We start from the raw sequence: 11772 nt of genomic DNA, 5'->3' as shown, positions 1-11772 counted from the left end.
CGAATTCAAGGATTATCACATGGCCAATCTTCGTCTTCAGAACGTGACCAAGTCTTTCGGTGCCTTGGAAATCATCAAGGGCATCGACCTCGAAATCAAAGACCATGAGTTCTGCGTGTTCGTCGGTCCTTCCGGCTGCGGAAAGTCGACCTTGCTGCGCATGATCGCGGGACTGGAGGAGATCACCTCGGGCGACCTCCAAATCGCCGGAAACAGGGTCAACGACGTGCCCCCAGACGAGCGTGGCCTTGCGATGGTCTTCCAGAGCTACGCCCTTTATCCGCACATGACCGTGCGCGAGAACATGGGATTCGCATTGAAGTTGTCGGGCGTCGCGAAGGACGAACGCGATGCCCGCGTCGAGAAGGTCGCGGATCTTCTGGAGCTTCGCCAGTATCTGGAGCGAAGGCCGCGCGAACTTTCCGGCGGCCAGAGGCAGCGCGTCGCCATCGGGCGCGCGATCATCCGGGAGCCGTCGATCTTCCTCTTCGATGAACCACTTTCAAATCTGGACGCAGCGCTGCGCGTGCAAACCCGCATCGAACTGGCGCGGCTGCATGAACGCCTGGGCTCCACCATGATCTACGTGACCCATGATCAGGTGGAGGCCATGACGCTTGCCGACAAGATCGTGGTCCTCAAGGACGGACGCATCGAGCAGGTGGGAAGCCCGATGGAGCTCTATCACCATCCAGTGAACCGCTTTGTCGGTGGCTTCATCGGCAGCCCCAAGATGAATCTGATCGCCACGAGGGTGGCCTCGGCCTCCAAGGACGGAGTTGAGGTAGTTCTTCCCGGAGGTGCTCATCTCTCGGTGCCCGTGGATGGAGAGGGCGTCTCCAGCGGTCAGACAGTCGATCTTGGCGTTCGACCGGAGCATCTTCGGGTGGACGGCGAGGGGTCGCTGTCGGGAACGGTGATTGTCGTAGAGCGGCTGGGCAGCGAGACATTCGTCCATGTCGAGATCGCTCCGAAGCTTATCGTCATCGCCGAAGTCGACGGCAGCAGTTCGGTGCGGGTGCATGATAGCATACGGCTTTCGCCTGTCGCTGCGGCAAGTCATGTCTTCGGACCTGACGGCAAGGCGCTCGGTTCGCTGACGCGGCATCATCTGGTTGGCGAAACGATCTGATTTGAGGAGGATTGAATGTATTTCGAAAAGATGCGCCTGCGCGGACAGACCGCCTTCATCACCGGCGGCGGCCGGGGCATCGGGCTCGCTTCGGCGGAGGCCCTCTTTGAGGCGGGCGCGCACGTCATCATCTCGGACGTGAACGACGAACTGCTCGAGAGCGGGCGCTCCTACCTGAAGGAGAAAGGATTCGCTGCGGATACTGCTCGTCTCGACGTGACACGGCCCGAGGACGTCGCGTCGGTTGCCGAGGCGATGAATAAAAGATTCGGTTCTGTCGACATCCTGATAGCCAATGCTGGTATTGCTTGGCCCGACACGCCCGGAGAGGCGATCGCCGACGAGATCTGGCGTCGTCTGATCGACGTAGATCTCAACGGCGTGTACTGGTCCTGCCGGGAGTTCGGCAGGCATATGCTTGCCCGAAACCGCGGGTCCATCGTCACCCTCGGTTCGATCTCCGGTCTGATTTCAAACAAGCCGCAGCGCCAGGCGCACTACAACGCCGCCAAGGCAGCGGTGCATCATCTGACAAAGTCACTGGCAGGTGAATGGGCCGAGCGTGGCGTCCGCGTGAACTGCGTCGCGCCGACCTATGTCGACACGGTGATGTCGAATACGAGCTTCGACGATCCGGAGCGGATGCCGATCTGGATGGATTTCACTCCAATGAGGAGGGTAGCCCGGCCGGACGAGATTGCATCGGCAATCCTCTTCCTTGCCAGTGATGCGTCCAGTGCCATGACCGGCACCGTAGTGCCCGTCGATTGCGGATACACCATCTGGTGACTTGGAGGCTGTTTCCAAAAGGTGGCTATCGAAAGTCGGCGGCATGGCACGATGGCCGCCGAACCTTTACTGTCAAGCTCCGGAAGCGGGCTATTGGTCGGCGATCTGAATGATCTCATTCCTTATGAATTCGATGGCATCCGGATTCGCAAGTACCCCCCTATAAAACGCGCAATCCCAAGCATTCCCCCCGCGACGTGCTACGACAGCGCGGCGTAGATCGATCTCAATCTCTCTCGTGACAGAAGCCACATCATGCGTCTCGATGGCTTCAGAAAGAGATCTCGGGTAGGTGCTCCAATAGTTTATGATCGAGCGAGTAAACTGTTTTCCTAAGACGTTGTTCAGGTGAAATTGAACGATGGGTTTCAATTCCTCCGCAACGCTTGGAAGGACCACGGGGTTGAAGGTCGCGGCCTCGTACGGTGGGACAATTTCAACGCGCCACAGAGGGGCTCCCGCCCAGGTGTCGAAGTAGGGGTGGATGAAGCGCTGGGGCGTGTCGCCTTTAAACTTCACACCTTTGGATGAGCTGTTGCAATGTGTGCACGCTGGAACGAGATTGGCACGCATCACGGAAAATTCTCCGAACTCTTCTCTGGGCAGGTGATGATCCAGGTCGCCCGTCGAAAGGGAGCCGCACATTGGGCATGAGGCCAGTTGCATTTCCCGTATCGCCCGGAGAGCTGCGCTCTTCCGCCGCGTCGTGTAGAGATCATACATCCGATCTTTGACGTCTTCCTCAAAGTCGGCGGGTGCGACAAGCCATGGATCGCCGCCCGCCTGCCGATACTTCTCGTAGGCTTCAAGCCAAGCGTCGAGATGTTCTTCCCATGAAGGGTCGGCACAGATCGTTTCAATGACTGCGTCGTCTTCGACGTCGCTCGCAGGTAGCTCAAGATGCAGCATCTGCTATTCTTCGTCCGCATTCCGTATCGTTGATGCTATCAAGGAAAGGCTCTCTGGATTCAGATCTTCCCCAAAGTCGCTGATCACGCGATCGATCCCGATTTCTCGTCCAGTCTCTAGCGCCCATTTCTCCAGCGCTCGCTGATAGCGATGATCGACGTTGGTGTCGCCGAATACAAACTGAGAGATCGTGTCAACGCTTGCGCCGAAGGTCTGCATCCTTGGCGAAGCTATGGTGATTTCGCGGTCTTCCAGCGTCAAAATGTGCACCCGCTGACGAGGCGCCTCTCGGACGATATATGCAGAATGCGTCGCGACGATTGCGATCGATTTCGTCGCGATGAGTACCTCGTGTAGGAGGTTCATAGCTTGCGAGACGTAATTCGGATGGAGGTGGTTCTCCGGCTCGTCGAGTAGCAGGAGACTTCCAGGCTCGATGGCGGACGTCATCTGTATTGCGAGCCTCAACATCGCCATCTCGCCACTGCTAAGCCTTCTCGGCTCGCCATGGTCGTCCAGCACTACAACCGGGCGGGACCAATCAAGGCGCTGGATCAAGAGAAGTGATCGCTTCTCGTTCAAGTGCCGCCGGATTGGAAAGAAAGAAAGTCCATTCACGACCGCCACGTGCGGCAAGTCGTCATTCTGCTTAGCGGTGATCGGGAGGTGAAGGTGATGCCAAAGGCCAAGGGACTTCAGCGCCAATTGAATTAACTCCAGCCTTCCGATTTCGCCCTCCTCGTCGAAGTAGACCCCGCGGTTGCCACGAAGGCAACCCGCCAATGCCGCAAGCGTGCCGTCGACTGACGAACTGTCGTGCGCGCTGATCGGGAAGTACTCGTAGTCGATCCGGTGCCAAGCGCCGATCCGCTTTGGAAACGGATCCTGGGGGACCGAAGAGAATACTAGGACCCGCGACACTGAGATTATGGGGCTGAACAAATTTTGTGTTGCGCCTCCGTCGGTAGCCTCCGCAGTAAGTCCGGCGACAATCGAATTGAGAAGTTGCGTCTTGCCGGTACCGTTCTTGCCGATGAGGACAGCCGTCCGATCGTGGAAGATAAGATCCTCCTCGAAATCAAACGAAATCGAATATTCGTTATCCGCGCTTGGCAAAGTTGAGCTGAACGTGAAGGACTGGGCCGCATCCTCCACGGCGGGAGGCGGTGTGTCCCTGAAATAGCGTGCTCCACGTTGCAGGGCAGCATAAGACCCTTGTGCGCGTAGGACGCCGAGATGAAAGTCTTCGCTTCCGACAAGCTCCAGCAGATGGTTATTAGTTTCCTCGATCTTGAGAACGACGGCGTCCCCGAGGATTCGTAGCGCACTGATTGCTGAACCGAAGCCGATCCGGGAGACGAGCTCACCGTAGAGTTCCGCGTCCGGCAGCAGCGATACGAAGGCGCCGCCGATCGCTTCGATTGAAACGACGTCATTTTCACCTAGCGCGGCGACCAGTGCAGCAGCCGTGGATTGAAATCCTTCGACCATTAGCCGGATATTGGCGTCCATCACGTGGCTGTCAGGACCGATTGCGACGACATATGCGAAGAAGTGCCGACCGAAATCGTTCCAGTTATCGTGATTTGGGACAACCGCGACCAAGGGGCGGGCGGGATGGGCGATTGCCAGCTCTTTGGTTCTGGCGATGACGACGGTGACTTGGCCGTCCACGGGGATAGTTTCGGGCATTAGTGGCAAAGACTCGCATATATAACTGAGGCGACGCTAACGGTGAGCGAAAGGCCTTGCAAGAATGCGATCGTGGTAGTGGAAGATATCTTGCATCACGCCGCACTGAGGCCATTGACAATGCGCAAAAGCATCGTAGCTACCGCTTCGCCGTCGTGCTGGCCTCGGTTCCAGGCGTCTTCAAACTCGCCTACGGTCACCTCGTATTGCCTCCTTACCTTGCGGAAGTCGTACGCGAGATAAGGGAACACGCCGACGGTCTTCTCGAACGGGAACAACACCCGGTTGGCAAGAAGATGCGTAATGAGCGAGGATCCCGAGTGGCAGGCGCCGCTCCACTGCTTAGATGTGGCCACCACAACGTCGCCTAGACTCATCCCCACCGTCTCGCGACATTGGAGAATGTTGCCGATCCACACGCGTGGGCATTCTACGCGTGAAAGGGCCTCTACGAGCCCTTCGATCTGCAAGTGGGGAAGGATGCTCGTATAAAAGCTCCCCGGTCCGAAGACGATCAGGTCAGCCTTAGCAATCGCCTCGTTTACGTTTGGGTTTGCCTCCGGCGGGTTCCCGCTGTTTCCATGGAGTTGGATATGATCGATCCCGATCAGACCATCTTTCTCCGGGAGTTTCGTTATTGCGTGCTGGCGCTCGATGGTTCGACCGTCCCTCAGGATCGCGTTCAGGTGTTGATCGTTGTTTAGCGACGACGGCCAGACGTCACCGTCGATGCCGCACAACTTCCTGAAGACGAAGATTGCGGTGTTTACATCACCGTTGTGAGCGAGGCAGGCGCCTGTCAAAATAAAGTTGCCGATGCTGCCGTTGCGAAAGTCGAATCCTTGGCCAGCGGCAGCGATGAATGTCTTCAGATAATTCAGGATCGCGCCTCTCAATCCTGGCTCCATGCGCTCCAGCAGCGGATGGCGTCCTTCCGAATAGAACAGGAACTCGGTCCGGGCGTCTGCGACGGAGTGATTTCCCGATATCCGCGCGTTGCAGATCTTCACAACGTCGCCTGCACGGCCTTCCCCGTGAGCCATCGTCATCAGCGCCTGTCGCAGATCCCCGACGGCGAGCAGGCCGAGCTCCTCGCGTATGATTTTCGAGCTGCCGCCACTGTCCCAAGCAGGAACGATGCGTGTGATTTGAGCCTTCCCACAGAGGGCGATATTGATTGCCCGGCAGGCGCTGCCGCCGGAGAACAAGACGATACGCTTCATTTCTGCTCCAAGGGTCTCACGTCAGGACCGCGCTGTCAGTCCTTGGTGAAGCTCTCTGCCACCCACATCACAACTTTGTCTATTTCGGTGGGAGTGGTTGTGTCGACGTCCAGCACAGGCCCCAGACGTGATGGTTCCGCCCGCGCGGCGAGTTCAATGAGTTCCGGGACGTAGGCCGGACCCGGATGACCCGGAAGCCTCTCCGAGCTTCGCTGCATATACCGATCTCCAATAACTTCCGGAGGCGCATGACACCATACTTCGACGGTCTCAGTTACGCCTGATAGCGCGATGTGTCCCTTCAAGACTTCGATCGGCTGAAAACCGAACCACGCATCTACGATGAAGGTCGAGCCGGGCGCCGAATCCTTGATGATGGAGAAGATAGATTTGTAGCTGGCACGCCCAAGAACGCGATTGAACGGCCGGTCGACGCCCTCGATCAATTCCAGGAAAGGATTCTTGATCGTATCGAGCGCGAGGATTGGCCAGCCTGTGCGCTCAGCAAGACTGTGCGCGACACGGCTCTTGCCGGATGCCGGCACGCCGTTGACCATCACCAGCCGCTTCGCCGCCAGGGGTACTGCAGATGAAACTAGGTCCCACGCTGCCAAGCCTGATCCGATCACGCCGGCGTCGTCATCCAGGAGTGCGGATCGGACGTCGACTTGGTACCAGCTCCGATTTTCTGGTAATAATTCCAATGCTTTAAACGCTGCGCGACCCATGCCGCCTCCAAGCAGGGCGACATCCGGGTCGAACGCCGCGCACAGTGTATTGATTGCAGCTCGCAACGGACCGGCCCACGCTCTCATAACGCCGATGGCAGCTTCGTCTCCGGCTTCAGCCAGTGGCAGTATGTGCTCGAAACGGACGTCGGAAGAGTAGCCAGCCTCGGTGAGGTGTCGTCGCAGCGAGGTTCCTGAAGATTCCGTCTCAACGCAGCCGCGCTGGCCACACGGGCAGGGATGGCCGTCAATGTTTACGACAATGTGGCCGAGCTGGCCCGCACAGCGTCTTCCGTTGACGATCTGGCCGTTTTCCATGATGGCGCCGCCGATACCCGTTCCGATCGTCAGCATCACTGAGTTGCGCGCGTCTCTCGCTGCACCTATCCGAGCTTCGCCGATAAGCGCCATACTGCAGTCGTTGGACACGCGCACAGGATAGTTGAAGCATTCGTGCAACTCGCGCTTCAAATCGACGCCGGACAGGTCAAGGAAACCGCCCGATATGATCTGTCCAGTCCACCCATCCACCCGACCCGGAATGCCAGCGCCGATAGCTTTGGCTCCCGGACCATCCATCTCTCGAATCAAGTTCTTGATGAGTTCGAGCGCCGTTGCCGGATCGCGGCTCCCGGCAATCGAAGTCTTCCTAAGGATCTCCCCGGATGGGGAAATCCTCGCGGCCCGCATGTTAGTTCCTCCGACGTCGACGCCGATCGCAAATTCTTCAAGGGACATGCGTCTCTGAACCTTAGGCTGCGACGCCTTCCGCGCCGCGATAACGTCGTACGATAGCTTGGATGTCTCCTAGCCGCGAGACCGCAATCGTCGAGAGTTTTTCCTTGGTCGCGTTCCGATCGAGCGAGATGCAATCCTTCCAGAGAGAGCGGCCAGCGATCACTCCGGAAGCGCCGTTCTTCATTGCTGCCTCGACCTGTCCGAGGAATGTCCTATGGTCGACGCCTGCCGATAAGACTGCCCACGGCACGTCACCGGCAATTTTCGTTACTTCGGCGCAGGCTTCTTCTGTGCCCGGATAGGGGATCTTCAAGACCTTAGAGCCCAGTTCCAGGCAGGCACGCGAGCCTTCAACGATCAGGCTTGGAATCTTTGACTCGTATTCTTCCTTACTTTCCCCTTCCAACTGGTAAGTCAGGAACTCTACCACCAGCAACAGGTCTTCTGCGGCGAAATCCTCGATGCTGCGACGAAGGGTTTCGAGGTTCTGAACATTGGCCGCGGGTGTATCCATACGGAGGTAGACCATGATTTTGCCGCCGGTGGCGCCAAGTTCGCGAACCTTCCTTGCGTCGATTCCGTCAACCATCTTCGAAATCCGATAGCCTTGTGGGGAGGTATCCCAACCGGAAGCGTCAATACCGATCAGCAGCGCGGTATCTCTGGGTAGAATGTCATTGTCCACCAGACCGGGAACCGCACATATAGGGTCAACAAGGACACATCCGGCCTTGGAGGCGAGGTAGCGTGTGATGTCGCACTTCGTGTCGCCCAAGGTTTCGTTGGTTATCTTTGCCTGCTCCTCTGGCGCTGCGGCCAGCAACGTCCGCATGCCGCCGCGCTGGTCGCACGCGATCACCATCATCGCTCCGCTGGCGTCACAGATCTGGTGGTACCCGCGTCGCTCGGCAGTAGTCATCGGTGTCATTCTAGGTCTCCTCTAAAACGTGTCGCGTTGCGGTGTGAAAGGGTCCATCCTGCTGGAAACAGGGCACAGGTTCTCGATCCGCGCCCACACAGGTCTCGCCTGGCAGATGCGGTCTTCGATTGAATTATCGGTCAGTTCGGTGTAACTTTCGACCGCATGTAACACGTTGCAGAAAGGAATTGCAAGCTGCTTCCGCAAACATCGCAAGACACGACGTCTCGCGCGACCCTGCACATGGTTGCGAAACTCCACTACGAGTCGGAGATGCCGCAGATCGAAATTGCCCGGAAGCTGGGCGTTTCGGCCGCAACGGTGTCGCGTCTCCTTCAGCGCGCGCGAGCACTCGGCATCGTGAAAATAGAGGTCATGGACCTCGCTCTGCCTGATGAGATTACCGGGCAACTGGTCGAGGCGCTTCAACTGAAGCGGGCGGCTGTCATCGATACACCGTCATCGGGAGTGCTCGCAGCGCTCGCCACGCCACTTGGGAACCTCCTGAAAGAAGAAGGGCTCGCGAAGGGTTCGGTGATCGGAATCGGTTGGGGACGAGCAGTAAGAGAGGTCATTCACGCTGGCCTGCCGAAAATTCCGGACGTTCACGCCGTCGCTCTGAATGGAGGTCTCCAGCAGTCAGCCCCGCACTTCCAGATCAACGAGTTCGTGCGTCAGGCCGCCGATCAACTTGGAGGCTCTGCCCACTTCCTTCACGCTCCATATCTTTCATCGGTTGAGCTAAGAGACGCCTTTCTGAGCGATCCCGTCGTGCAGCAGACAACCGGCCTTTGGGATCGCCTTGACTGCGCGATCGTGGGTATCGGACTTCCGCACGATATCAATCCGCCGGAGGCGAGCGCAGCAACTGCCAACGAACAGGCAATCGGTGGAGCCGTGGGGGATGTCATCCGCCACTACGTAGATCTCGCCGGAAACCTGCTTCCGTGGGAAGGCGAGGAGCGGATGATAGCCGCGTCGGTCGAGCAACTGCGGAACGTGGGGCTCTCGATCGGCGTCGCGGCAACTGTCGAGAAGGCTGCCGGGATCATAGGGGCGGCCCGCTCAGGCATGATCAATGCGCTGGTCACTGACACGACGACGGCGCTTGCAATCCTGGATGTTCTCCAAATCAGACAGGAAAGTCCCTGACACGATGCAAGACGTGAGAAATGAATTTCTGAAAAAAATTTCTTGACGTTGAGCTTGCGATGTCGTGAATATCCCGTACCCAGTCTCGGGTGTTCGCCGTCAGCTCCGGACACCAATACGCAACCCGCCGGCTCCGCGGCGGGCGGATTCGCGCGCCTGTAAAGCGACTTCGTCACCCGTTTCTGTGTTGCCGCCGGTGAGGCGGCCTTGGATGCGAGGCGCTATGAACGGGCTTACCAACAGAACCATCCTCGTGACGGGGGCAAGTGGCGGCATTGGGGCTGCTACAGTCCGTGAACTTGCCGTGACGGGCGCAATTGTTTACGCGGGTGGCCGGGACTCGCGAAAGCTCGAAGGGCTCGCAAAGGAAACTGGCTGCCTGCCGCTGACATTCGATCTTTCCGACGAGGAGAGCATCCGCGCGGCCGTCGAGGGACTTCCTCTGTGGGGACTGGTGAACTGCGGCGGTTTCGGCGGTGAGATCGCAACGCCGATGGAGACGGACATAGCGGTCTTCGACCGCGCGATTGCCGTCAACGCGAGGGGCGCCTTACTTGTCACGAAATATGCGTCCCGCTTCATGGTCGAGGCCGGCGAGGGCGGATCGATCGTGAACGTCTCGAGCCAGGCTGCGTTGATCGGGCTGGATGGGCACATCTCTTACGCAGCGTCCAAGGCAGCACTCGACAGCATGACCAGGACTTCAGCGCTTGAACTCGGAAAATATGGGGTCCGCGTAAACAGCGTGAACCCTACGGTAGTGATGACGGAGATGTCCGCTTCCTACTGGGGACAGCCGAAGATCGCGGAACCTTTCCTTAAGCGCATGCCACTTGGCAGGTGGGCGACGGAAGCCGACGTCGCATCCCCGATCGTGTTTCTTCTCGGTGACGGCGCGTCCATGATCACGGGCGTCTGCCTTCCGGTGGACGGCGGATACACGATGTGCTGATCGAGTTGCGTATCGTTCCCGACCAAACATAGGCCACGAACATGCCCACCGCACTTTCAGTCAATGTCAACGCGATAGCGTTCCTCAGAAATCGCAGGGATCTGCCGTGGCCGAGCGTCGAGGGTCTCGGACGCGTCGCTCTTGAGGCCGGTGCCCAAGGTTTGACGGTCCATCCGCGTCCGGACCAGCGACATATCAGATTCTCCGACCTTCCTGTGCTCCGGAAACTCATCGACGCGGAGTATCCCAACGCAGAATTCAACATCGAAGGTTTTCCGACCCGGCAGTTTCTTGACCTCTGTCTCGAGTCGCGGCCAGAGCAGGTAACCTTGGTACCTGACGACCCGTCGCAGGCGACCTCCGATCACGGATGGGACTTTCGACGACACCAGGAATTCCTCGCGGAAGTGGTCAGAGAGCTGAAGGATTCGGGAATTCGGGTCTCTCTGTTTGCCGACGGCAATGGCGATGTGGATGCCATGAAACTCGCCAAGAAGACCGGAGCGGACAGGATTGAACTCTATACTGGGCCATATGGTGGTCGTTACGGCGATCCCGGGAGTGCCGCCAAAATTCTTGACCTGTTAGGAGCTACCGCGGATTCCGCACATGCGCTCGGGTTGGGAGTGAACGCGGGCCACGATCTGACGGTTTCGAATCTTTCGCCGCTCATCTCCCGTATTCCGTATCTCGATGAGGTGTCCATCGGACACGAACTGACCGCAGACGCGCTCGTCCACGGTATGGCAGAGACGGTTCGCCGCTTCCGGCGCGCTTGCGGGCAGAAAGTGGCGTAGCCAATCAACGATTGCGAGCGGACCAATGAGCAATATCGAACTTGTCATCTTCGACTGCGACGGCGTCCTTGTCGACTCTGAGATCATAGGCATCCACATAGAGGCAGAGCTCCTGCATTCTGCCGGATGCAGCATAAGCATTGAAGAACTGACGGAGCGCTTCAGCGGGATGAGCTGGAGGGGCATCCTTCTGTCGCTTGAGAAGGAGACGGGGCGCCCACTCTTGGACAGGCTGTTGAACAAGACCGAGTCCCTTCTCGACACTCGCCTTCCGGAAGAGGTGCAGGCCGTCGCCGGCGTACGCGAGGTGCTCGAAGGAATCGTTTATCCATTCTGCATCTGCTCGAACACAAAGTTATCCCGCGTGGAGGCGATGCTGGATCGAGTGAACCTGCGTCGATTCTTCGGCGATCGGATCTTCTCGGCGAAGGATCTCGGGGAAGGGCGCTCGAAGCCGAAGCCCGACGTCTTTCTGGTCGGCGCTGAGCGAATGGGCGGCGCTCCCTCTAGGACCATCGTGGTCGAGGATTCGGTCCACGGTGTCCGTGGCGCCCACTCCGCGGGAATGACGGTCCTCGGGTTTACAGGTGGCAGCCACACATACCCCGGCCATGCGCAACGGCTGCGAGAAGCCGGGGCACACTTGACCTTTTCCCACATGCGAGAGTTTCCCGGAATCCTCGCCCGGCTTGTCGCCGAAGGCGGGCGAAATGCGTCCGCCTGATTCCCGGATAAAGCGTG

The 11772-nt window shown here is 58.5% G+C and carries 11 protein-coding genes; 6 read left to right on the top strand and 5 right to left on the bottom strand.

From position 1 onward, the window contains the following. Positions 1-19: 19 nt before the first annotated feature. Together ugpC and ATY79_RS22205 are read left to right on the top strand one after the other, a co-directional pair. On the top strand, positions 20-1132 hold the full coding sequence (ugpC, locus tag ATY79_RS22210; RefSeq protein WP_088704896.1) for a sn-glycerol-3-phosphate ABC transporter ATP-binding protein UgpC: 1113 nt from the start codon (positions 20-22) through the stop codon (positions 1130-1132). Positions 1133-1147: 15 nt separating this feature from the next. Continuing rightward, complete coding sequence (locus ATY79_RS22205; protein WP_088704895.1) at positions 1148-1921, top strand: glucose 1-dehydrogenase; 774 nt, start codon at positions 1148-1150, stop codon at positions 1919-1921. Positions 1922-2011: 90 nt separating this feature from the next. Here ATY79_RS22205 and ATY79_RS22200 read toward each other — a convergent pair whose 3' ends face one another. From ATY79_RS22200 to ATY79_RS22180, 5 genes are all read right to left on the bottom strand, one after another. Continuing rightward, positions 2012-2830, bottom strand: coding sequence for an HNH endonuclease signature motif containing protein (locus ATY79_RS22200; RefSeq protein WP_088704894.1), 819 nt, complete (start codon positions 2828-2830; stop codon positions 2012-2014). A gap of 3 nt (positions 2831-2833) precedes the next feature. Continuing rightward, the gene (locus ATY79_RS22195) at positions 2834-4522 is read right to left on the bottom strand and encodes an AAA family ATPase (RefSeq protein ID WP_088704893.1); all 1689 of its coding nucleotides are present in this window, start codon (positions 4520-4522) and stop codon (positions 2834-2836) included. A 95-nt stretch (positions 4523-4617) separates the two neighbouring features. Beyond that, positions 4618-5745 carry a gluconeogenesis factor YvcK family protein gene (locus ATY79_RS22190; protein ID WP_088704892.1) on the bottom strand — a complete coding sequence of 376 codons (1128 nt, stop codon included), beginning with the start codon at positions 5743-5745 and terminating at the stop codon, positions 4618-4620. A 35-nt stretch (positions 5746-5780) separates the two neighbouring features. Further along, positions 5781-7211: an ROK family protein gene (locus ATY79_RS22185; RefSeq protein ID WP_088704891.1), complete on the bottom strand. Its 1431-nt coding sequence runs from the start codon at positions 7209-7211 to the stop codon at positions 5781-5783. A gap of 13 nt (positions 7212-7224) precedes the next feature. Continuing rightward, on the bottom strand, positions 7225-8139 hold the full coding sequence (locus tag ATY79_RS22180; protein ID WP_088704890.1) for a tagatose-bisphosphate aldolase: 915 nt from the start codon (positions 8137-8139) through the stop codon (positions 7225-7227). Between the two features lie 234 nt (positions 8140-8373). On the opposite strand from ATY79_RS22180, the gene ATY79_RS22175 reads away from it, so the two are divergent. From ATY79_RS22175 to ATY79_RS22160, 4 genes are all read left to right on the top strand, one after another. Next, positions 8374-9282, top strand: coding sequence for a sugar-binding domain-containing protein (locus ATY79_RS22175; RefSeq protein WP_088704889.1), 909 nt, complete (start codon positions 8374-8376; stop codon positions 9280-9282). Positions 9283-9505: 223 nt separating this feature from the next. Beyond that, a complete protein-coding gene (locus ATY79_RS22170) occupies positions 9506-10234 on the top strand; it encodes an SDR family oxidoreductase (RefSeq protein WP_088704888.1) in 729 nt (242 codons plus the stop codon). Between the two features lie 41 nt (positions 10235-10275). Continuing rightward, on the top strand, positions 10276-11031 hold the full coding sequence (locus ATY79_RS22165) for a pyridoxine 5'-phosphate synthase (protein ID WP_088704887.1): 756 nt from the start codon (positions 10276-10278) through the stop codon (positions 11029-11031). Between the two features lie 25 nt (positions 11032-11056). Next, positions 11057-11755, top strand: a complete 699-nt coding sequence (locus tag ATY79_RS22160) for an HAD family phosphatase (protein ID WP_088704886.1) — start codon at positions 11057-11059, stop codon at positions 11753-11755. The last annotated feature ends 17 nt before the right edge of the window (positions 11756-11772 follow it).

This window comes from Rhizobium sp. R693, from assembly GCF_002211315.1.
Lineage (GTDB): Bacteria > Pseudomonadota > Alphaproteobacteria > Rhizobiales > Rhizobiaceae > Rhizobium.
This window is presented reverse-complemented; position numbering and strand designations above follow the sequence as displayed.